Annotated in this window: 21 protein-coding genes; 10 read left to right on the top strand and 11 right to left on the bottom strand. The window is 58.1% G+C overall.

Features of this window, described 5'->3' with window-relative positions; genetic code table 11:
• Window positions 1-32: 32 nt before the first annotated feature.
• The 4 genes from ShzoTeo12_RS19515 to ShzoTeo12_RS19500 are packed head-to-tail and all read right to left on the bottom strand — an operon-like array spanning window position 33 to window position 2945.
• On the bottom strand, window positions 33-839 hold the full coding sequence (locus ShzoTeo12_RS19515) for a transporter substrate-binding domain-containing protein (RefSeq protein WP_318913728.1): 807 nt from the start codon (window positions 837-839) through the stop codon (window positions 33-35).
• A 49-nt stretch (window positions 840-888) separates the two neighbouring features.
• Window positions 889-1623: an amino acid ABC transporter ATP-binding protein gene (locus ShzoTeo12_RS19510; RefSeq protein WP_318913726.1), complete on the bottom strand. Its 735-nt coding sequence runs from the start codon at window positions 1621-1623 to the stop codon at window positions 889-891.
• Window positions 1607-2251, bottom strand: a complete 645-nt coding sequence (locus tag ShzoTeo12_RS19505; RefSeq protein WP_318913725.1) for an amino acid ABC transporter permease — start codon at window positions 2249-2251, stop codon at window positions 1607-1609. Before ShzoTeo12_RS19505 ends, ShzoTeo12_RS19510 begins: the two co-directional genes overlap by 17 nt.
• Window positions 2252-2261: 10 nt before the next feature.
• On the bottom strand, window positions 2262-2945 hold the full coding sequence (locus tag ShzoTeo12_RS19500; RefSeq protein ID WP_318913724.1) for an amino acid ABC transporter permease: 684 nt from the start codon (window positions 2943-2945) through the stop codon (window positions 2262-2264).
• 240 nt (window positions 2946-3185) lie between these two features.
• Between ShzoTeo12_RS19500 and ShzoTeo12_RS19495 the strand changes: the two genes are divergently transcribed.
• Together ShzoTeo12_RS19495 and ShzoTeo12_RS19490 are read left to right on the top strand one after the other, a co-directional pair.
• Window positions 3186-3971, top strand: a complete 786-nt coding sequence (locus ShzoTeo12_RS19495) for an IclR family transcriptional regulator (protein ID WP_318913723.1) — start codon at window positions 3186-3188, stop codon at window positions 3969-3971.
• A gap of 447 nt (window positions 3972-4418) precedes the next feature.
• Window positions 4419-5048, top strand: a complete 630-nt coding sequence (locus ShzoTeo12_RS19490; protein ID WP_318913722.1) for a hypothetical protein — start codon at window positions 4419-4421, stop codon at window positions 5046-5048.
• A gap of 106 nt (window positions 5049-5154) precedes the next feature.
• On the opposite strand, the gene ShzoTeo12_RS19485 is transcribed toward ShzoTeo12_RS19490, so the two are convergent.
• The 4 genes from ShzoTeo12_RS19485 to ShzoTeo12_RS19470 form a co-directional block, all read right to left on the bottom strand.
• A complete protein-coding gene (locus ShzoTeo12_RS19485) occupies window positions 5155-5415 on the bottom strand; it encodes a hypothetical protein (RefSeq protein WP_318913721.1) in 261 nt (86 codons plus the stop codon).
• A 19-nt stretch (window positions 5416-5434) separates the two neighbouring features.
• Window positions 5435-6154 (bottom strand): toll/interleukin-1 receptor domain-containing protein, encoded by a 720-nt coding sequence (locus tag ShzoTeo12_RS19480; RefSeq protein WP_318913720.1) that lies wholly within the window; start codon window positions 6152-6154, stop codon window positions 5435-5437.
• Window positions 6155-6531: 377 nt separating this feature from the next.
• Window positions 6532-7515, bottom strand: coding sequence for a helix-turn-helix transcriptional regulator (locus tag ShzoTeo12_RS19475; RefSeq protein ID WP_318913718.1), 984 nt, complete (start codon window positions 7513-7515; stop codon window positions 6532-6534).
• A gap of 38 nt (window positions 7516-7553) precedes the next feature.
• Entirely contained in the window at window positions 7554-8465 is a 912-nt protein-coding gene (locus ShzoTeo12_RS19470) for an HNH endonuclease (protein WP_318913717.1), read from the bottom strand.
• Between the two features lie 51 nt (window positions 8466-8516).
• Between ShzoTeo12_RS19470 and ShzoTeo12_RS19465 the strand changes: the two genes are divergently transcribed.
• Entirely contained in the window at window positions 8517-9413 is an 897-nt protein-coding gene (locus ShzoTeo12_RS19465; RefSeq protein ID WP_318913716.1) for a recombinase family protein, read from the top strand.
• Between the two features lie 32 nt (window positions 9414-9445).
• On the opposite strand, the gene ShzoTeo12_RS19460 is transcribed toward ShzoTeo12_RS19465, so the two are convergent.
• Both ShzoTeo12_RS19460 and ShzoTeo12_RS19455 read right to left on the bottom strand, forming a co-directional pair.
• Complete coding sequence (locus tag ShzoTeo12_RS19460; protein WP_318913715.1) at window positions 9446-10699, bottom strand: type II toxin-antitoxin system HipA family toxin; 1254 nt, start codon at window positions 10697-10699, stop codon at window positions 9446-9448.
• Window positions 10692-11012, bottom strand: coding sequence for a helix-turn-helix domain-containing protein (locus ShzoTeo12_RS19455; protein ID WP_318913714.1), 321 nt, complete (start codon window positions 11010-11012; stop codon window positions 10692-10694). Before ShzoTeo12_RS19455 ends, ShzoTeo12_RS19460 begins: the two co-directional genes overlap by 8 nt.
• Window positions 11013-11250: 238 nt before the next feature.
• Here ShzoTeo12_RS19455 and ShzoTeo12_RS19450 point away from each other — a divergent pair, with 238 nt between their 5' ends.
• Window positions 11251-13614 (top strand): hypothetical protein, encoded by a 2364-nt coding sequence (locus ShzoTeo12_RS19450; protein ID WP_413251180.1) that lies wholly within the window; start codon window positions 11251-11253, stop codon window positions 13612-13614.
• Between the two features lie 131 nt (window positions 13615-13745).
• On the opposite strand, the gene ShzoTeo12_RS19445 is transcribed toward ShzoTeo12_RS19450, so the two are convergent.
• The gene (locus ShzoTeo12_RS19445; protein ID WP_318913713.1) at window positions 13746-14117 is read right to left on the bottom strand and encodes a hypothetical protein; all 372 of its coding nucleotides are present in this window, start codon (window positions 14115-14117) and stop codon (window positions 13746-13748) included.
• Between the two features lie 228 nt (window positions 14118-14345).
• On the opposite strand from ShzoTeo12_RS19445, the gene ShzoTeo12_RS19440 reads away from it, so the two are divergent.
• The 6 genes from ShzoTeo12_RS19440 to queD are packed head-to-tail and all read left to right on the top strand — an operon-like array spanning window position 14346 to window position 19748.
• Window positions 14346-15266: a hypothetical protein gene (locus tag ShzoTeo12_RS19440; protein WP_318913712.1), complete on the top strand. Its 921-nt coding sequence runs from the start codon at window positions 14346-14348 to the stop codon at window positions 15264-15266.
• Window positions 15263-16384, top strand: coding sequence for a DGQHR domain-containing protein DpdB (gene dbpB / locus ShzoTeo12_RS19435; RefSeq protein ID WP_318913711.1), 1122 nt, complete (start codon window positions 15263-15265; stop codon window positions 16382-16384). The genes ShzoTeo12_RS19440 and dbpB (ShzoTeo12_RS19435) overlap by 4 nt, the downstream gene beginning before the upstream one ends.
• Window positions 16381-17748 carry a tRNA-guanine transglycosylase DpdA gene (gene dpdA, locus ShzoTeo12_RS19430; protein ID WP_318913709.1) on the top strand — a complete coding sequence of 456 codons (1368 nt, stop codon included), beginning with the start codon at window positions 16381-16383 and terminating at the stop codon, window positions 17746-17748. The genes dbpB (ShzoTeo12_RS19435) and dpdA overlap by 4 nt, the downstream gene beginning before the upstream one ends.
• Window positions 17666-18763 carry a DGQHR domain-containing protein DpdB gene (gene dbpB / locus ShzoTeo12_RS19425; RefSeq protein WP_318913707.1) on the top strand — a complete coding sequence of 366 codons (1098 nt, stop codon included), beginning with the start codon at window positions 17666-17668 and terminating at the stop codon, window positions 18761-18763. The genes dpdA and dbpB (ShzoTeo12_RS19425) overlap by 83 nt, the downstream gene beginning before the upstream one ends.
• Window positions 18763-19395, top strand: a complete 633-nt coding sequence (queE, locus tag ShzoTeo12_RS19420) for a 7-carboxy-7-deazaguanine synthase (protein ID WP_318913705.1) — start codon at window positions 18763-18765, stop codon at window positions 19393-19395. The genes dbpB (ShzoTeo12_RS19425) and queE overlap by 1 nt, the downstream gene beginning before the upstream one ends.
• Window positions 19392-19748 carry a 6-carboxytetrahydropterin synthase QueD gene (queD, locus tag ShzoTeo12_RS19415; protein WP_318913704.1) on the top strand — a complete coding sequence of 119 codons (357 nt, stop codon included), beginning with the start codon at window positions 19392-19394 and terminating at the stop codon, window positions 19746-19748. The genes queE and queD overlap by 4 nt, the downstream gene beginning before the upstream one ends.
• Window positions 19749-19755: the final 7 nt, after the last annotated feature.

Genomic DNA, 19755 nt, shown 5'->3' with positions numbered 1-19755 from the left:
TCCCGACCCGTTTAAGGGCCGGGACCGAACGGTTAGTTGAACGAGGCCATGTCGTCGGGCAGGGCAACGCCGTGATAGGTCTTGTAGACCTCGCGCAGCTTGCCGCTGGCGAGGTTGTCCGTGACCCACTGGTCGAGCCAGGCCTTGAATTCGGGCTCGTTCTTGCGTAGGCCGATGCCGAGCGGGAAGGTCTTGAGCGTCAGTTGCGGCTCGATCTTCTTGTCCGGGTTAGCGGCATTGACCGGAACGAGCAGCGAGGGGGCGACGACATAGACGTCCTGCTGGCCGGAAACGACGGCGTTCGTGGCGGTGGCATTGTCGTCGTAGCGCACGACGGTGATGTTCAGCCCCTCGTCCTCGGCGACCTTGGTGATGATCTGGTCGTTGGTCGAGCCGCGCGTGACGGCAACTTCCTTGCCTTCGAGATCCTTGAGCGCGGAGACCTTCAGACCGCCGGTGGTGGCGACAGCCGACTGGATCACGGCATAGGGATTGGAGAAGTCGATCGTCTTCTTGCGCTCGTCGGTGATCGAAAAGCTGGCGATGACGGCATCCACCTTCTTCGTCATCAGGTAGGGAATGCGGTTGGCCGGCGCGACGGAAACGATCTTCAGCTCCACGCCGAGGTCCTTGGCGAGAAGCTCCGCGGTCGCGACGTCGGAACCGACCTGCTTCATCTCTCCGTCGACCATGCCGAAGGGCGCCTGGCCGAGGTCGACACCGATCGTGATGGTTTTTGCAGCCTTGATGTCGGCGAGTTGGTCGGCGCTGGCCGTCACGGCGCTGACGCCGAGGGCGGCAAGCGCGATGAGAGACGTCATGTATTTCGAGATACCCATTTTTTCCTCCGGGTTTGGGATGATGGTCGAAAGCCGGCTGGCCTGCTGCCTAGAGGCCGTTACCAACGAATTGCGCGAGTTCGGGGGTGGACGGCGCTTCGAGCATGGCGCCCGGCCCCTGTTCGTGGATGCGGCCCTTGTGCATGAAGATCACCGTGTCGGCGACGCGGCGGGCAAAGGACATTTCATGAGTGACGAGCACCATGGTCATGCCCTCGCGGGCGAGATTTTCCATGACACGCAGCACCTCGCCTGTCAGTTCCGGATCAAGTGCCGATGTCACCTCGTCGAACAGCATCACCTTGGGCTGCATGGCGAGAGAACGGGCGATCGCCACGCGCTGCTGCTGGCCGCCGGAAAGCTGCTCGGGATAGGAATGGAACTTCTCCGCAAGACCGACGCGCGAAAGGACCTCCATGGCGCGGTCGCGCGCCTCGCCTTTCGCCGACCTCTTGACCCAGCGCGGCGCGAGCATGACGTTCTGCCCGACGGTCAGGTGCGGAAAGAGGTTGTAGCTCTGGAACACCATTCCGACGTCGAGATGCAGTTCGCGCAGCAGGCGCTTCTCGAGCCTCGTGCCGAGCCTGTGCGAACAGATGTCGATCTCGCCGCTGTCGATAGTCTCGAGGCCATTCATGCAGCGCAGCGCCGTGCTCTTGCCCGAGCCACTCCGGCCGATCAGCGCCACGACGCTGCCCGGCTGGACGTCGAAGGAGATGCCGTCGAGGACCTGCAGCGCACCGAACGACTTCGACACATTGGTCAGCTTAACGATTGGAGACATTGAGGCGATCCTCCAGCTTTCGGCTCCACCAGGCGAGCGGGAAGCACATGACGAAGTAAAGGGCGGCGACGAGCACGAAGACCTGGAAGGGCTGGAACGTCGAATTGTTGATGAGCTTGCTGGTATAGGTGAGGTCGGCGACTCCGATGACCGAGGCGAGCGAGGTGTTCTTGACCACCTGCACCATGAAACCGACCGTTGGCGGCGTGGAGAGGCGGAGCGCCTGCGGCACGATGATGAGCCAGAAGCGCTGCGCATCGGAAAGCGCGAGACATTCGGCCGCTTCCCACTGGGTCTTCGGCACGGACAGGATGCCGCCCCGCCAGATCTCACCGAAATAGGCGCTGGCATAGATAACGATCGCCAGGCAGGCGGCAGCGAACGGCGGCAGGTCGTAGCCGAGCAGCGACAGGCCGAAATAGGCCAGCATCATCTGGATGAGCAGCGGCGTGCCCTGCACGATCTGAACGTAGAGGAAGGAGAGATTGCGCACGATCCGGTGGCGCGAAACGCGCGTGACGGCGACGAGGAGGCCGATAACGCCGCCGCCGGCGAAGGCGACGAGGGCAAGCCCCACGGTCCAAAGCGCCCCGACGAGAAGGGCCTGTATCTGGAAGGTCGTCAACATATCTGTCTCCTCAGAGCGGCGTGCCGAGACGGCGAAGGCGAGGGAACACCAGCCGGGCGATGAGCCAGAAGGCGCCGCGCACGGCCACCGCGAGCAGGATGTAGAGCACGGCCACGACGAAATAGATTTCGAAGGAGCGGAAGGTGATCGAGTCGATGCGTGCGGCGATAGAGGTCAGTTCCTCGGCCGAGATCTGCGAGACGACGCTGGTCGTCAGCATGATCAGGATGAACTGGCTGGTGAGCGCAGGATAGACGCGCTCGGTCGCCGGCGGCAGCACGATCATGGCAAGTGTCTGCAGCCGCGACAGGCCGAGACACTGCGCCGCCTCCAACTGGCCCTTGCGGATCGATTCGATGCCGGCCCGCATGATCTCGCAGGTATAGGCGCTGATATTGATGACGATCGACAGGATCGCGCAGACATTCGCGCTCAGCTTCAGGCCGAGCGAGGCGAGGCCAAAATAGATGAGAAACATCTGGATGAGGAGCGGCGTGTTGCGGATCACCTCCACGTAGACGCCGCAGGCCCGCCGTATCCAGACGCTGTGCGCGGTCCTGCCGACGGCGAGCACCGTGCCGAGCAGGAAGCCGAGCGCGATCGTGAGCACCGACATCCTGATCGTCAGCCAGAGCCCGCGCAGAAGCTCGGGCCAATAGTCCGACAGGAAACTGAAATCGAATTCATAGGCCATCGGCCGGTTATCCTCCACGTCTGCCCGCGGCTGGAAGGCCGCCCACGCTGTCGCGTCGATGCGCGGCCGCCACGTGCCCGCCCCTCCCGAGCGTTGGGCGGGCTTATAGCATCGCGGCTCTAATTGTTCAATATACGAGACATTATCCCATATTATGGGAAATCCTATTAAATTATCGCCTTAGAGAGTTGATTTCTCTCACATTATGCATACTCTTTCCAAATCTGACCGGAGGACCACATGGAGAAAAGCGAAGAAATCGTGCAGGGAACGCAATCGCTCGCGCGCGCATTTTCGGTGCTCGACGCCGTAGCCGACGGCAATGGGGACCTCGCCTCCATCGGCCGCGTCCTAGGCACCAGTCGCAGCACCACGCACCGGCTCGTCTCCTTCCTCCAGCGCAGCGGCTTCGTGCGACATGTGGACGGGCGCGGCTATGTGCTCGGCGCAAGGCTGATCGAGCTCGGATCTGCGGCCCTGGCGCAGATGCCGCTGACCAGCGTCGCCCGCCCCTTGCTCGAACGCCTCTCGCAGCAGACGGGCGACACCATCCATCTGAGCGTCCGCGACGGCGACGAGATCATGTATGTCGACAAGATCTCGGGAAACAAAGGCCTTGAAATGCGTTCCCGAGTTGGCCTTCGAAAGCCGATCGCCATCACCGGAACCGGCAAGGCGCAGATGCTCGACCTGCCTGAAAAGGAGTGGAACCGGCTCTATGCACTCGCGCAGATCGCCATTCTATCCGATGAGATGCCCCCGCCCGGCTTCCTGCCATGGGAGGAATATGTCGCGGCCATGCGGGAATATCGTGCCCGCGGCTATACGATGGAAGTCGAAGAGAACGAGGCATCGATCTGCTGTGTTGCAGCTCCGATCAGGGGAGCGCGGGGCGAGATCGTCGCCGGGCTCAGCATTGCCAGCACCCTACCGTATATGACGCGCCAGCGTCTGACGGCCCTCGTGCCGCTCGTGACCTCTTGCGCGGAGGATATTTCCCGCGAGCTCGGCTTTACGAGAAAATGATCGTTCAAAGATGCTGTCGGTGCGGACCCTGCTCCTCACAAAAGCATTCAATCGGCTCACGAGCTTCCGAGGGACAGAGCTTCTTCCGATATTGAAGTACTACGCACCACAACGACTTTCGATTCGGCGCCCAGATTGGGAATGACGGGACCGAGGCGCTTCCTGGTAAGCCGGACCCAATCCCACCACAGGAATTGCTCGTCACAGGGTCGGCATTGCTTATGGTGAGATCACTTGAAGACATTACCGATGCAAGCTCTTGAAGGGATGTGAACCTGAGACCCTGCTATTTCGTTTTTTGCTCTGTGCCGGATTATCTAATAGATGCAAGATCTTGATCCGTCCTAAGTTGGGATCAGCGCCTTTATTTGGTGATGCCTGTTACGTGTCGTGAACTGACACACGGCCCATTGTTTGTGAACGCTGATTATCAGAATAAGATAGGGCATGAACGACAGAGAAGCACTTCCAGATATTGATATCGCCGCAGGTCAAGATCGACTCACATTCGTAAAACGGATGGTCTCCATCGCGGAGTCCGAGTCGGGGGTGACTGTCGAACTTCATCAAGATACGTTCGGCAATGAAGGACTGCATTTCGCGAATTTCCTTCTACCGGGATTTTCAGAGAATATACGATCAGGCGGGCAACTTATTGTCCGACCCGGAGAGGCTAGAATCCTCATAGAAATGCGGTCGGCCGATTGGCAAACGGACCATCCGACCAGGAACGAATATATAGCTTTCTGCAAAGAGGTATTCGGACCGCTTTTACGTGCCTACAACAAAGCCTTCGGCACGCATTATAGGATGCGGGTCTCGCGACCGCGTGCTGACTATCAGTTGCCTCCGCAATCGAAGCGTCTGTTCGAGCGGTTTTCGATCTTGGCCAACACGCGTACACTGCATCCATTGGATTGGGAGAGGTTTTACCTATTCGTCCGCAACAGCCGGAAGGAGTTGCCCGAAGGCGCGCTTCGCCCGCTTCTGATACAAAAAGGGTTTTCCTCGGAAATGGCTCAGATGCTCAGCGAACTGTATTATCATCTTTGGCGCTTTAAACGGCTAAAGTTTTAGGCGTAGCCGGATATTCGGTCCGAGTTGCATCGCCGTATGTCACCTCCAACGAATTTAAGTCGCGATAGCCTAAAGCTTCAGCAATGTGGCTATGAGAAATCCGGCCTTATCCGTGTGGAGACCTGATAGGAAACATATCTTCGCCGTGATGGTGTAAGCGGGTATGATGCAGGCGGCATAACCATCGAACGACGAGAGGCTCGTCATAATGATCGTGATGCGCGTCAACTCCTTCAGCCCCACAAACTTCGCATGTCTGCTTCGCCAGATTCCCTGCCTTGACAGCTCGCTGCACGGCAAGATGAGCATCGTACTTAACCGGGTTTGCTCGGCGCCAGTGAGCTTGACGGGTATTCGTTTTTAGCATCCGCATATTCTCCTCGACACTATGTAGCCACAAGCTCGGCGAGCTTGTCGGCCACGCCGGACATCGTGTCTTCTTCGGTGCTTAGACCGCTTCGCGAGGCCAAAAGAGGACTGACATTTCGCAGAGCTTCATATGTCGTGTTATGCACGATTGGCACGAGCTGTTCTGTCGCCAACAGAGCTGAAAGCTCTTTATCTGCGACCCCTGCTGCTGGAAGGCGACGGAGCAATGCAGGCGTTACGAGAACGATACCTACGCGCGATTTCGCCAGTCCTTTGTCAATTTCCCGAAGCAACGAAGTACCGAGAGCGACGTCTTTCTCGCTGAACCAGACTGATACACCGCGTGCTTCAAGCAGGTCGTGTAGCGTCTTGGCATCCTCCTGACGGTCGTCCCACGCATGACATAGAAAAACATCGCGGAGATCGGGAAGCTCCGCTCGGACTTCTGCAGTCTGACGTATTGGCGTGAGCGCTCGCACTTCCGTGGGGGTGTACAATACAGATGAACCGGCCTTCGACCATTTCGCACGGACACGACCGGATCCGCCACCTCCGCCTACTGATGAGGGACGGTAAGGTGCCGTGTAAGAGGGGGAGGAACCGTAGCCGCTGTCGTAACTGCTATAACTGCTATAACTGCTGTAGCCACGATAACGGCCGCTTCCACGGCATGCCGGACAATTCGCTGCGGCACTCGCTGAGCGATGCCCTTCAACTGGCGCTGTGCATCGAGCCATTGGGAATATTCCTTCGAATGAATGTAGCGTCTAGCTATCTTTGATCGTCGTGCGCGGATTGGCTTTCCCGTATCTCGTGGATACGAAACGACCGGATATGGCACTTCGATATGTACCACCTGTACTACCGCCGCCTTTTGCCTCTCGAATCGTCGTTCGTGGACTGGCCAGTCCGTGTTTGGTTGTGACAAATCGTCCGCTGATTGCGCTGCGGAAATTGCTTCCGCCGCTTCTACTTTTCGCCATCTTTAGCTCCATTCGATCGAACGTAGGATTCGGGTTGTTCCCAACGTACGGCGTGAGGGTGTCAAAAACTGTCACCCTCACGCTGCGAGGCGTGCCGCCGTCGTTGCTACGTTCGAGCCCTCGGAACCATTTTACGGCAGAGCGTCAAAATCGCTTCTGCGATGCTGTTCGACTAGAGTGCGCAGACCTTCGGGAGCGATGATTTCAACGGCATTCCCCCATTGATAAAGATGCCAAGCCATTTCAAGCCAACCGGCGGCCTTAAAGCGCACGATCAGGCTTCCATCATCCTGTAGTTCCACTGTTTGTTTCGGGTGGAAGGAAAACTCGGCCGCTCTTGCTGCGGCATGCGGAGCAAAACGCCAAATGACTTCGTCATACTGCTTTGGGTCTTGGTAGACGCCGAATGATTTTGCCGCGTAATCTTCCAGCGAAAAGCCTGGCGAGAGGCTGAAGCTCTCATCGAGAGTCTGAGCGCTTAGGATCTGGTCCATACGAAAGTTAAGCATATCTTCGCCGCGGGCCGGCTGGCGCGCCACAAGATAACTGCGGTGCCCGAGAAGGAGCCCGTGCGGTTCGATGATCCGTTCAGGTTCATCTTGGCTTCGATAACGTAGCCGCAAGCGCAATGGTCCGCGTAGTCCCTCGATTACCGCGTCAAGAACCGCAGGTGCCAAGTTGACGCGTGGACCGGGGCGAGTAACTGAGCCCATGGCTAGGAGGACCGCCTCGACATCTGCCTCGGTGCGCAAAGCATCTTTTGGCGTCAAACGCGCTAGCAAAGCGTCGCGCAAATCATTCAGGGCAGCAGTGTGGCGAAGACGGCCATCGCCGCGCGCTGATCTACTTGCGATCTCGAGGGCCTCGATCGCAGTTTCCTGGCGGATCTGGAGTCTGTCGAGTGCCGGGTCGGCAACACGCCATCGCCGGCGCCGATCGGGACCGTCCACGACCTCGACGTTGATGAAGACGGTCTCCAGCGCTTCTGTCATGCGTTGCGCTGTTCGATGCGAAACTCCGAACTCCTCACAGATTTCATCGAGGCAGATCCCGGTTCGCCTAGTTGCAGCCAGCCGGGCCAGTCGGATCAGATCTTGAGCCTTGGAGTGTGACATGGGCATTCCCGCGGGCCGGTTGTGATGCACAACTCGCTTTAGTGCTTGAAGGTATTCTCACGATGCCATTTCAGAAATTGAGGATGAGGTCGCTCATGGATACCTGCCGGCACGATCGCTCTTCCGGTTCTATTGATGAGGCCTTGGATGCTGTCGCGGTCGTTTGCGTGACGCGAAACCAGAACCTCGAGATCGTCCGACAAGCCGATAAGGCCGCGATCGAACATCCAGTGTGCAGTTCCGGAAAGCGCAATGCCGTTCGACAAAATGTCCGGGCCACTCGCTTCAACGGGGCGGATATGGGCAGCATCAACCTCCGCGCGGCCACCGCCGTTGATCAGCTTCAAGCCTGTTACCGCGCAGCGTTTGTCATAGGCCTGCAAGATCAAGCGGCGGAACAGCCGATCGCGAACGACGCGTGATGAAAGCTGTGTGACTCTCGTTCTATCCAGCTCGAATATGAAAGGAGCCTGGGCGCTCTCAGCGAGCCCGCTTGGCAGTATCGCGTCGATTGCCTCACCCGACCGCGGCAGTTCCGGTTGATTTTCCGCCAGCCCAATCGACAGAATGCGATTGAAATCTGCGGCTGAGATCGGCCGGACTGCTGCTTGAGCCCTTCCCGAAATCCCTCCCGCGTCGTTGAGCACCCCGTGCTCGATCACACCATTTGGCCCGTTGAAGGGTACGGCATTTACGAAATCAAGATAGCTGCCGGGTTCAATCAGAGCCAGATACATCCCGGGCGCTTTAGGATCCGGGATGACCTGCGCGACTTTGGCCACCGCGAAATATCCGCGCGTCGCCGCAACCTTTCGAGGCTCGTAATAGATGATCCAGTCCCCAACGCAGGCTTGAACGCGACCGAGATACTGGCTCGGAAACTGATATTGTTCAGCCGGACTGTCGTCGTAGATCGAATCTGTGCGGTGAATGAAAACCCCGAATCCCATACTCGATCTCTATCATGGTGACCGCGATTCAAACCAGGGAGAACGATCACTATGCATGCCCTCAAGCGCGTCGTACTTTACGCGCGTTATTCGACAGATCAACAAAACCCCGCTTCGATCGAAACCCAGCTCGATCTCGGAAAGGAATTCGTCATGCGGCAAGGCTGGGAGCTGGCCGACACCTTCGTTGATGCTGGTGTCAGCGGCTCGTCATTTGAGACGCGGCCCGGTCTTCAGGCCGCGTTGGCCAGGTCGAGCACTGGCGCCTATGACGTCTTTCTATGCCTCACTCTCGATCGCCTTTCCCGCGACCTCGAGCACAGTGCTCGCATTCTCAAGATCCTGCAGTTTCATGATGTCGAACTGTGGACGGTACAAGGCGCCGCGGCGGTGTCATCAATGGAATTGGGGCTGAGGGCGGTTCTCAATCAAGAGGTGCTCGAACAGGTTCGCTATCGCACGCGCGAAGGCATGAAGACTGTCGCCAAGCATGGCCGGGTGCCAGGCGGTATCTGTTACGGCTACAGAGTGCGACGTGAGTTCGACGATAGCGGGGAGCCGGTGCGCGGCCTGCGTTCGATCGACATTGATGAGGCGGCAACCATCGTCTGGATTTTTGAGCGGTACGCAGACGGCATGAGCCCGGTCAGGATCGCTGACGAACTCAATGCACGCGGTGTACCCGGCCCGCGCGGTCGACCTTGGCAAGGGACCGCAATTCGCGGTCATCGTAATCGTGGCAGCGGCATTCTGAACAATCAGGCCTATATCGGACTGATCGTCTTCAACCGCCTCGCCTATCGAAAAAATCCTGCGACAGAACGTCGGGTCTCTCGGGAGAATGCTGTCGAACACCATGTCGTGCACGAGGTGCCGTCGCTCAGAATTGTTGAAAATGCCCTTTGGCAACGGGTGAAGACCCGCCAGGAGAACTGGCGCGTGGGCTAGGACAAGCCTCGGTACCGTTCGGCCGGATGGCTTCACTCCGCGCACGTGCCAAGGATCGGCGTCATCAGCCTTACATGCGTATCGATACGCTCGAGAACCTTCGCCGGAGCGACACTACGTTCCGGCAGCGACCACCAAACTTCGTTGACGCGCTCGACCGTATCGACCACCGCTTTAAGCACAGCCGCTTCCGGCAAGCGCGCGCGATTGGCGAAGGCTTTCCATCGTTGCGCATTCAACGCCTTGAAGGGGCGCTCGCCGGCGAGCGACAGAGCCATGGCATCTGCTGGGATGTAAGGGATCGTCGAGAGCACGTCGTAGACAGGCGCAAACTCCGGTTTGTCGCCCGCTTCGCGATAGATCAGCGACCAGTTTTTCAGGTGCATGTCACCATTGCCGGTTATGGCAGCCAGAGCCAGTCGGCGGACGAACTCGAGCGCAGCGTCGGGCGAAACGGCAATGTTCAAGGCTGCGGCGATATCATGATATGCAGCTCCTTCGTACTTCCGCGAAGGATAGACGCCGAATACCTGCGCGAAATCCTCGATATGGATCCGCTCGCCGTTTGCGCCACGATCGAAACGTTTGACGAGCAGGACTCTACCGTCCGACAGCGTCTCGAACTCCTTCGGGATACCTTCGAACTCTGATTGCTCGACGAGTTCACGCTCCGGAACCTCCATGCCGATCGCTTCAGCCAGTGCAAGATTGGCATATTCATTTTCCGACACGCCGGGAAACGAGGTCGATGGAAACTTGGCAATGTAGGCCCCCTGCTCGTCGCCGATCGGCAACGTCAGTCCACCGCCCTTCCCCGTGTTCTTGATGACCGAAAGCTTCATCTGAACGCCGGCGAGCGAAAACCGGGCTTTCGGCTTGCTAGAGGGCAGATTGTCGAGACGAGCAATCGTCCTGTCGCTCGGCACGACGCGGACGGCGCCTGGCAGATCCGAACCCAGTGCGACGAGCAGATCGAAATCGTTTCCCGCGCGAACACTCCCCGCGTGGTGTTTTTCCATTGCCTCGCGCAGCTTGTCTTCGGGAAGCAGATTGGCGAAGAACGCCGGCAACGCTCTGGCGACGGGTTTCGGGTCCTTGCGCAAGCCGCCAGTGACTGCGCGAAAAGACAGGCTGAGCACCGGGAAGCCGCCCGTGGCGCGATAGCTGTCCTCGAAGCTGAAGGCGTTGAAATCGCCAGGCGTCCTGACAATCGTACCGACCTTCACATCGTTCAACAGCACGCTGAGCGACGAGATGGACCTCGGATTGGAAGATGATTCAGACATTCTCATCCCCGTCCCCGTCCGGATGAGCCATGAATGCCGGGAGATCGTCGAGATCATCCTGCGGCCGCAGCAGCGCGCTGACGGCCGGAACCATAGTCTGCGGTATAAGCATCAGTTCAAGCCCGAGGGCGCGGCCGATGTTGATCAGGGTCGTCGTGCGCGCAGCACTGCTTCCGGCTTCTATCTCACGATAGCGGGGGCGCGATATACCCGCCATGTCGGCAACCTGCTCCTGCGTCAGTTGCCTGCCTTTACGCGTAGCCTTCAGCAACTTCCCAATTTCCAGCAAGGCATCTGACTCAGACCGTGCCATCCTACCTACCCAAAAGTTCTCCGTGGAGCAGGGCAAGCTATCTCAAACATTCTGAGCTCGGTCAACGGAAAAGATATAAATACGGATCATATAGCCTTAGTTGATCCGTTTATATATCATTCATGCTGTTTTCTGAATAGCCGCGTAACGGCCAGCGGGTCGCGTCCACCATACATGCTTTGTTAAAGGCACATCCCTATTTCCGCTCGCCCCCGGCACTAATGCCAGAGAGAAACGGATGAGCATGCCCAAACACGATCCTTCATCACGTCATTTTCAGCGAAAAATTTCGGAATTCTGCGAGGTGCGTATTGCACCGATATCCTCAAAGCGGGTGCTGGAGAATCTCCGCCCCTATCTGATCAGCCTCATCATTTACCGCAAGCGGCCCCCGATCCTGAATGGCCATCTCGACTGGACCGCGATCGGAGAGGCCTGCGGGGTCGAAGACGAAATGACAGCTGAACTCAGGAAGCAGTTGCGGCCGGCACTGGACGCGATCATCCGATGGCTTAAGGCGCCTCCCGTTAGCGAAGACGCCCCGCCGGCAAAGCAGTATACCCGGATGAGCAAAATTGAAGCAGTCAAAAAGACAGCGCCAGTTTCCTCGACCAGAAAACCGAAGCGCGCTGCGGCCGACGGGTTTTTTGCCCGGAACACATCCGCGCAACGCGGTCCTGCACCAAAGCCGATCAGCCCATTTCCGGATCCATTATTCGAGGCGACTGCCGATCCGACAAGCTTTCAGGATGCGCTCATCTACCATATGCGCCGGTTCGGTGACAGTTACTGGCAGCTCTACCGCGCCGTAGTTCGCCTGACCGAGACCTTCGACAGCAAGACACTTCTGTCCTGGATCCAGGGCGAGCGTGTCCCGCGGTCGGTTGCCAGCTTCGACATCCTGCGGCGAATCGAGCAGCGGTATCGGTTGTCGGAAGGCTATTTCAAGGCGAAGCTGCCGCATCAGCAGCGCTCCCTCTACGGCCATGACCTCGGCGACATCAGCCCGGCCGAGCGTCGGCGCATTTCCTTACATCTACCGGAAAACTTCAACACCCTGCCCTTCACGAAGCGAGAGGAGATTCTCGACTGGGTGCGCCGAGTAATCATCTCAGGTTCGACTGAGTACCGCCGCTACCAGGCGGCAGCCAGCAAGCAGCGTTATGCGATCCGCTTTCCTGGTGTCACCTATGGCGGCGGTTCGCTTTCGCCCCGCCCCCGGGCATCTGCAGCCAATGCCAACCAGAATATGGCCGAGGAAATCGACGATCCGGACCTTCTGTCCGGTGTCGTCGACGCGCCGCCACGTCTCGCGATGGAAATGGCCGATTTGATCCGGTTCAAGACTTCGACGCTGACGGCGATCGGCTTGCAGCGCAACGGGGTCTGGGGTGAAGAAACCGCCTCTCAAAAGATCGAACATCTCGGCCTGATGTTCGGCGCACTTGCCGCTTCCCCATCGGGCATGATCAAAGGTCGAGGCGTGCCGCTCAGTCACCTGAGCTTTGGCTTGCTGATCTTTCCCGGTGTCTGGGACTGGTATCTGCAATGGCGCGAGCAACGGCGTGGCTTCTACACGAAGTGGGAAGAAGACATGCTGATGGTCGCGCAGGCACTCACGCGCGCGGAGGTAGGATGGATCCGACAGCACCCGGAGCTTCTGAAGAATGTCAGACCGATCGATGGGCTGATTGCACCGGAGGAAATCGAGTTCGCTACCCGCGACTGGAACGGCGCCTGCGATGCGTTTCACCGGCATGCCGCCAACCGTTCGAAAGAAATCCAGCGAGTAGCGCGCGTCCATCGCGATCCGTTCGAGCCAATCATGTGCGTTCTCGAAGCGGACAGCCCGCTCGCGGAGTACCGCAAGATCACCGACGAGATCCTGAAACGCATGCCAGATGAAAATCGCTACCCGCGGCCGGCGGCGGAAGCCGTTCGATCCTTGCTGCTGTTGCGCCTTGGCCTGCATCTCGGCCTTCGCCAAAAGAACCTGCGGCAGTTGCGTGTCTGCCCGCGCGGACATTTCCCAACATCCGAACGCCGCCTCGAAGACATGAAGTGCGGTGAACTGCGCTGGAGCGATCGTGATGGCGGCTGGGAAGTACTCATTCCGTCAGTCGCCTTCAAGAACGCCAGCTCATCGTTCTTCGGTCAGAAGCCGTTCCGCTTGATCCTCCCAGACCTGCTGGACCTATACAAATACCTTGAGGCTTACATCGACAAGCATCGCGGTGTGCTGCTCGGAAATGCAAAGGATCCTGGCACCTTCTTCGTCAAGACGGTGAAGACGACAAGCCTCGACGCCGCATACGACTCAACAAAATTCTACGAGGCATGGCGAACCGTGATCCAGCGGTACGGGATCTACAACCCCTACACCGGTCGCGGCGCCATCAAGGGCTTGTTGCCGCATGGGCCACATAATCTCCGCGATATACTTGCAACGCATATCCTGAAGCAAACCGGGTCGTATGAGCAGGCCAGCTATGCCATTCAAGATACGCCGGATGTGGTACAGCAGCACTACGGTCGCTTTCTACCTCAAGACAAGGCAGCGTTGGCCGCTAAGATTTTGAACCAAGTTTGGGAAGCTGCATAGCTATCCATTTTGCGTCAGGTGCGGACATAGATCTGCACCTGACGATGAGTAGTTTTCGCCTCGAAACGAATGAACCTATGACTCATTGACGAGTCCAATATATTGACTATCAACCAAAAATTCTCGTTAGCCTACGCTGCGTTGACCGACTCAAGGATTTCCTGAATAAGCTCACCGAAATCGCCATCGTATTCGATGTGGGTCAACTGCACGACATCGCAGGTTCGGGCTCTCAATTCCTTCAGTTGATCCATTCTGTCGGACGTCAATTTCTCGCGCACGTCGTTGCCAAGCTTGATGAGCCTCTGCTGAAGGTGGAGAAGAGACGCCCCCACCATAAAGTTCGACCAATCGCTATAGCGTCGAGCAAAGCGCAGGCCCGATCCGGTAAGGGATTCCGAAAGGAACCGAGCTTCTTTGTGATTTGCCAGAAGCAGGAAAAGAAGACGCTCGCCTGAAGTAGTAGGTCGCCACGGCTCGGCGTCGTCAATGAATTCAATCATCGTAGAACATGCACGCAAGATTTGAGTCGGAGTTACGTTACAATTTAAGGGGCCCTGAGGCGAGCGCTCTTTTGCCGTGGGTGACGGCATAATTGACCGGCCACGCTGCCATCGACTGCAGTTTTCTGGGGAACCTGCATGCCCCCGACAGTAATTTCTTGAACTCACCACAACGGACAGTTATTTTTCGCGCGAAAAGTGATTTGCAGTTTTGTGCGAGCCCATAGCATGACAGTCATTCTAACAGCTTGCACCATGCGCAAACGGTTTTCCCCAGCCCCTTCCCTGATCGCGGCGAGTCTTCAGCATGGGAGCCTCCGTTCGGTTGCCGAGGAATGGAGCACCCGGTTAGCAGGGACAGCCGGCGTCGCAGAGGCGATCAAGGTCTATGCCGGTCGGAGCATGCTTGAGGCAAAACAAGCGGCCTCCGGTGCCAACGCTACTCTTTTCATTGCGTCCGCAGGGTTGGGTCTTGTCGAAGCGACCGATCTCATCCCGTCTTACGACCTCACGGTGGCCAAAGGCCTTCCTTCCTCGATCCTGTCGAAACTCCCGGACGGGACGACCGAAGAGGAGTGGTGGAATGCGATTTCGAGGCGAGACAAGGTCTCTCAGATCGAGACGCTGTTGAAAATCGACCATGCCCTTCTTCTGGTCGCTCTTCCCGCAAGCTACCTCAAAATGCTCAGCGGGTTTCTGAAGACGTTATCCGTCTTCGCGAGTGGCCGGATCCGAATTTTCACTGGATCCGAGCAATTCGAGATCGATCTCGAATTAAAGCCTTATCGCATGCCGTACGATCGACGTCTGGATGGGGGACCAACGCCTGGCACGTTCGCTGACTTCGCCCAGCGCGCCCTTTGGCATTTCGTGACCGACATATTGCCGGCGTCGCCGAATGGTGATGCGTTAGACCACGCTGGTCGAGTGGCTTCGGCCCAGGATCGGTGGGACAGGCCCATTTCAAAAGCCGGAATCCGACTGAACGACGACGACCTTTTAAGGACCATCCGCGAGGAGTGGGGTTCTGTGCAGGGTCGTTCGACTCGACTCCTCCGCATGCTTCGCGATGAGCTCGGTATTGCTTGCGAACAGGGCCGATTTGCCAGACTGGCCGCAATCGTTCGCGCCGAGAGGACACAGCTATGACAGCAACGCAGTCGATGGCCGTTCGTGCGGTCCGGACACAGCAAGGGTACGGAACCGACGTTTATGCGTTTTTCCTTCCCGGTTCTGCGGTCATGCAGATTGCCGAGATTAGCCGCATCAAACGCGATGAAGCCGAGTTACAGGGCTTCCAGCGGCAGGAAATCCGCAGCCATGTGAACTCGATTGTCGAGTTTCTGAATAGCGGACCTGTCCTCTTTCCAAACGCGATCATTCTTGCGCTTTCGGACGCGGTCGAGTTCAAAGCCGCACGCGGTACCAAACCATCCGATATCATTGAGATCGGGACATCCGGCACTCTCCATTTACCGCTTAGCAAGGACGGGAAGAAGATTGCCTGGATTGTTGACGGCCAGCAGCGATCGATTGCTCTTGCGCGCGCAGAAAACAAAGACGTTCCAGTCCCAGTCATTGCCTTCGTTTCGCAGGACATCGAGGTTCAGAGGCAACAGTTCATCCTGGTAAACAAGGTGAAGGCCCTCGACACGAGGCTCATCAATGAACTCCTGCCGGAAGTCAGCACCCTTCTGCCGCGCGATCTCGCTGCAAACAAGCTTCCAAGCGAGTTGTGCAACCTCCTTAATAACCATAAGGCTTCGCCCTTCTTCCAGTTGATCAAGAGGCGGTCCGACCAGAAGGCGAAATCTGCTGTCGTAAGCGACTCCGCTCTGATCGCTGCGATCAAGATCAATCTTAAAACGCCGACGAGTGCGCTTAGCCAATATGCCGGCGTTGACGGCGCCTGTGACGCCGACGAGATGTTTCACGTCCTCGTCAAGTATTGGTCGGCTGTGCGCGATACTTTTCCGGAGGCATGGGGACAGCCGCCGGAGAAAAGCCGCCTCATGCATATGGCCGGCATTCGGGCGATGGGCGCACTCATGGACCCGATCATGGTCCGTGCTGATAGTGTTAGCGATAGCGAAGAGGACATCCGCCGATCGCTGACTCGTTTGCGCGACCATTGCTGCTGGACGTCCGGAAAGTGGGATGAACTCGCCTGGAGATGGAATGAAGTCCAGGGGACCCAACTGCACATCGACCGCCTGACGCAACATCTGATCCTATTGGATCGCAAGCTATCGAAGGCCTCTCGATGAAGTTTATTTTCGCAGACAGCCTCGACCATGTTGATCCGGGCTACGATTTTCTCCGCGACCGGTATTCCGAAGGCCGCACGCCTTATTGGGACGACGCCTATCCGCATGAAATCATGGGTTATGCCCCCTATAAAGGCATGCTGGTTTCAAGAGGTATCGTGGGTGGCGTGGCCGTCGGTGGTAAGTACACTGAAGCGCAGGCTATGCGCTTCCGGCGGGTCGGTGCTCGCGAATTCCTGCGCCTCGACAAGCCCGAGTTCGAGCATCTGCCGATCTTCGGCGATTGCGGCGCCTTCACCTATCACAAGGAAGACAAACCTCCTTACACACCGGAGGACACGGCGGAATTCTACGATGATGCCCGTTTCACCCATGGCTGTTCTGTCGACCACATCATCTTTGATTTCGACGAAGACCTTAAAGGCATGGAGGGTGGCACCCAGGAAGCGCGTCGCCGGTTCGAAATCACGCTCGAAAACGCCTCGGCTTTCCGGTCAGCAACGGCCCACATGTCGGGGCGGTTTACGCCGATGGGGGTCATTCAGGGCTGGTCGCCGGGTAGCATGGCAGAGGGCGCCCGCCGTTTGGTCGCGATGGGTTACGATTACCTGGCGCTTGGTGGTACCGTCCCACTCAAAGCCTCGCAGATCAAATCCTGCCTGGCAGCCATCCGCGATATCGTTCCCGCTTCCACGCGCATCCACATTCTCGGCTTCGCCAAAGCTGACGAGATCGACACTTTCGGTTCGTTCAACATCACCAGTTTCGACACGACTTCGCCCCTGATCCGCGCCTTCAAGGACGCCAAAGCGAACTACTATCTGCCCTCCAAGGGCGGCAAGCTCGATTATTACACCGCCATTCGGGTGCCGCAGGCCCTCGAGAATCCCAAGCTGATGCGCTTGGCCAAGCGTGGCGCGCTTCATCAAGAAACGCTGGTCGAGATGGAAAAAAAAGCGCTATCCGCCTTGCGTGCCTATGACCGCGGCGAAGCTGTGCTCGATGAAACGCTCGATACGGTGATTGCCTACTCGACACCGGCCGTGACGGGGTCGCCGGTCGAAGAACTGCCGGACGCCAAGGCAGTCAAGGATCTTCGCGAGCGGTACAAGCGCACGCTCATCGACCGACCGTGGAAAAAATGCTCCTGCGCGATCTGTTCGGCCCTCTCGATCGAAGTCGTGCTGTTCCGGGCCAGCAACCGCAACAAGCGTCGCGGTATCCATAACCTTGGCGTCTACAACGCCCTCGTCGATCAACTTCCAAGCAATAGCGATAACAATGACCATACTCAAATTTCCGGCAATCCGAGCGAAACAGAGCGAAACGCACACCGTTCTTTCGTTTGCAGCGAAAGCGTCTGACCTGAAGAATTTCGCCGTGATCGAACGGGTTGCGCGCGACGAGGGTGGCGCGCTGAGCGGTTTTCAGCGTCCGCAGATTGCTGGTCACATCCGCGAAATCCGCGACTATCTGGAAAAACCGGAAGCGATCCTTCCCAACCCGATCGTTGTCGCCTTCACCACCGGAATCACGATCAGTGAGGAAGCCGCGGACGGCCGCTGCATGGTGGAGATTGACGCAATGGGTGGTGCGCCCGGTCTCGTCGTCGATGGCCAGCAGCGCCTGACTGCCCTCAGCCAGGTTGAGGAAAAGGATTTCCAGGTCTTCGTGTCGGCCATCGTCTGCAGAGACGAGGAGGAACTGCGCCGCCAGTTCGTGCTCATCAACAATACCCGGCCGCTTCCGAAATCGCTGATCTATGAACTGCTGCCGACGGTAAGGGGGCTGCCGCGCCGTCTGGGTGATCGTTCGGTCGCGGCAGATCTGGCAGCACGCCTCAATTACGACGACGGCTCTTCGCTCAAGGGCAAAATCTACCAGCACACGAACCCGACCGGGATTATCCGTGACACGGCGATCCAGCGGGTCGTTATCAACTCGATGAGCGACGGCGTCATGCGTGAACTCATCCGCGAACCCGATGGAGCCGATCTCAGCTTCGCCCTCGTCAGTGACTTTTATCGTGCGGTACAGACCGTCTTCCTCAATGAATGGGAGGGTCACACGCCGAAGACTTCTCGACTGGTCCATGGCGCCGGTATCATGTCGCTGGGCTATGTGATGGAGGTGCTCGCGCTCCTCGATGGCGCCCGCACCGTTCACGACTTCTCCAGGGGCCTGGCATGCCTTGTCGGCAATACCGCGTGGACGTCAGGAGAATGGAACTTCGGCGAGAATGATCGCCGCCATTGGAAGTCCGTGCAGAACGTCAACCGCGATATCGTGACCCTCGCGCAATACCTCATCGGGATCGTGCGTGCCGATGTCAAGCGGCGCCGCGCCGACGATGTCGAACCGAAACAAGCGAGCATGTGATGGTCTACGCCGTCAAGGAACTGTTCAAGACGTTGCAGGGAGAAGGCGCCCAAGCCGGTCGGGCGGCGGTGTTTTGCCGGTTTACTGGCTGCAATCTTTGGTCGGGACGGGAAGAGGACCGTGACCAGGCCGTCTGCAAGTTCTGCGACACGGACTTCGTGGGCACAAACGGCACCGGCGGGGCGAAATTTAAAGACGCAGAAGCGCTTGCCCTTCAGATCGCCGCGACGTGGGGCGATGCGACGCACCGGCGCTACGTCGTGTTCACAGGCGGTGAGCCCCTCCTGCAACTCGATGACGATCTCGTTGCAGCCGTTCACCGGCACGGCTTCGAGATTGCGATCGAGACAAATGGCACGCTTGAGCCTCCAGCCGGCGTCGACTGGATTTGCGTCAGTCCAAAAGCCGGCGCGCCCTTGAATCTGAGGGCCGGCAGCGAGTTGAAGTTGGTTTTTCCGCAACCGGATCTTCTGCCGGAGGCGCTGCCGGACTTAGCCTTCGAGCACTACTTCCTGCAGCCGATGGATGGACCGAACCGGGCTGCAAACACGGTGGCTGTGACGGAATACTGCCTGGAAAATCCAAAGTGGCGCCTGTCGCTGCAAACGCACAAGATGATCGGGATCCCATGAGAATCACCCAAGCTTTCACTTTTGAAGCGGCGCATCGCCTGCCCCACGTGCCGGCCACCCATAAGTGCCACCGCATGCATGGTCATTCCTACCGGGTCGAACTGCAGTTGGACGGCAAGGTGAACCCGGAGACTGGTTTCGTCATCGACTTCTTTGATCTGGAGGAGGCTTTCGGTCCCCTCCTCGCGCAACTCGACCACCACACGCTTAACGAGATCGAGGGGCTGGAAAACCCGACGGCCGAGAACATTGCATCATGGATCTGGACGCGGGTTCGCCCGCTGCTTCCGGAATTGAGTTCAGTGAAAGTCTTCGAGACGCCCATGTGCTGGGCCGAATACGACGGCAATTAAAAGGATG

Origin of the sequence: Shinella zoogloeoides (genome assembly GCF_033705735.1) — a bacterium.
GTDB classification, from domain to species: domain Bacteria; phylum Pseudomonadota; class Alphaproteobacteria; order Rhizobiales; family Rhizobiaceae; genus Shinella; species Shinella zoogloeoides_A.
This window is presented reverse-complemented; position numbering and strand designations above follow the sequence as displayed.

Bases quoted from the DNA above. Each gene is read 5' to 3' on its own strand.
- ShzoTeo12_RS19515 (WP_318913728.1), bottom strand. From the start codon at position 839: ATGGGTATCTCGAAATACATGACGTCTCTCATCGCGCTTGCCGCCCTC.
- ShzoTeo12_RS19510 (WP_318913726.1), bottom strand. From the start codon at position 1,623: ATGTCTCCAATCGTTAAGCTGACCAATGTGTCGAAGTCGTTCGGTGCG.
- ShzoTeo12_RS19505 (WP_318913725.1), bottom strand. From the start codon at position 2,251: ATGTTGACGACCTTCCAGATACAGGCCCTTCTCGTCGGGGCGCTTTGG.
- ShzoTeo12_RS19500 (WP_318913724.1), bottom strand. From the start codon at position 2,945: ATGGCCTATGAATTCGATTTCAGTTTCCTGTCGGACTATTGGCCCGAG.
- ShzoTeo12_RS19495 (WP_318913723.1), top strand. From the start codon at position 3,186: ATGGAGAAAAGCGAAGAAATCGTGCAGGGAACGCAATCGCTCGCGCGC.
- ShzoTeo12_RS19490 (WP_318913722.1), top strand. From the start codon at position 4,419: ATGAACGACAGAGAAGCACTTCCAGATATTGATATCGCCGCAGGTCAA.
- ShzoTeo12_RS19485 (WP_318913721.1), bottom strand. From the start codon at position 5,415: ATGCTAAAAACGAATACCCGTCAAGCTCACTGGCGCCGAGCAAACCCG.
- ShzoTeo12_RS19480 (WP_318913720.1), bottom strand. From the start codon at position 6,154: ATGGCTCGATGCACAGCGCCAGTTGAAGGGCATCGCTCAGCGAGTGCC.
- ShzoTeo12_RS19475 (WP_318913718.1), bottom strand. From the start codon at position 7,515: ATGTCACACTCCAAGGCTCAAGATCTGATCCGACTGGCCCGGCTGGCT.
- ShzoTeo12_RS19470 (WP_318913717.1), bottom strand. From the start codon at position 8,465: ATGGGATTCGGGGTTTTCATTCACCGCACAGATTCGATCTACGACGAC.
- ShzoTeo12_RS19465 (WP_318913716.1), top strand. From the start codon at position 8,517: ATGCATGCCCTCAAGCGCGTCGTACTTTACGCGCGTTATTCGACAGAT.
- ShzoTeo12_RS19460 (WP_318913715.1), bottom strand. From the start codon at position 10,699: ATGTCTGAATCATCTTCCAATCCGAGGTCCATCTCGTCGCTCAGCGTG.
- ShzoTeo12_RS19455 (WP_318913714.1), bottom strand. From the start codon at position 11,012: ATGGCACGGTCTGAGTCAGATGCCTTGCTGGAAATTGGGAAGTTGCTG.
- ShzoTeo12_RS19450 (WP_413251180.1), top strand. From the start codon at position 11,251: ATGAGCATGCCCAAACACGATCCTTCATCACGTCATTTTCAGCGAAAA.
- ShzoTeo12_RS19445 (WP_318913713.1), bottom strand. From the start codon at position 14,117: ATGATTGAATTCATTGACGACGCCGAGCCGTGGCGACCTACTACTTCA.
- ShzoTeo12_RS19440 (WP_318913712.1), top strand. From the start codon at position 14,346: ATGACAGTCATTCTAACAGCTTGCACCATGCGCAAACGGTTTTCCCCA.
- dbpB (WP_318913711.1), top strand. From the start codon at position 15,263: ATGACAGCAACGCAGTCGATGGCCGTTCGTGCGGTCCGGACACAGCAA.
- dpdA (WP_318913709.1), top strand. From the start codon at position 16,381: ATGAAGTTTATTTTCGCAGACAGCCTCGACCATGTTGATCCGGGCTAC.
- dbpB (WP_318913707.1), top strand. From the start codon at position 17,666: ATGACCATACTCAAATTTCCGGCAATCCGAGCGAAACAGAGCGAAACG.
- queE (WP_318913705.1), top strand. From the start codon at position 18,763: ATGGTCTACGCCGTCAAGGAACTGTTCAAGACGTTGCAGGGAGAAGGC.
- queD (WP_318913704.1), top strand. From the start codon at position 19,392: ATGAGAATCACCCAAGCTTTCACTTTTGAAGCGGCGCATCGCCTGCCC.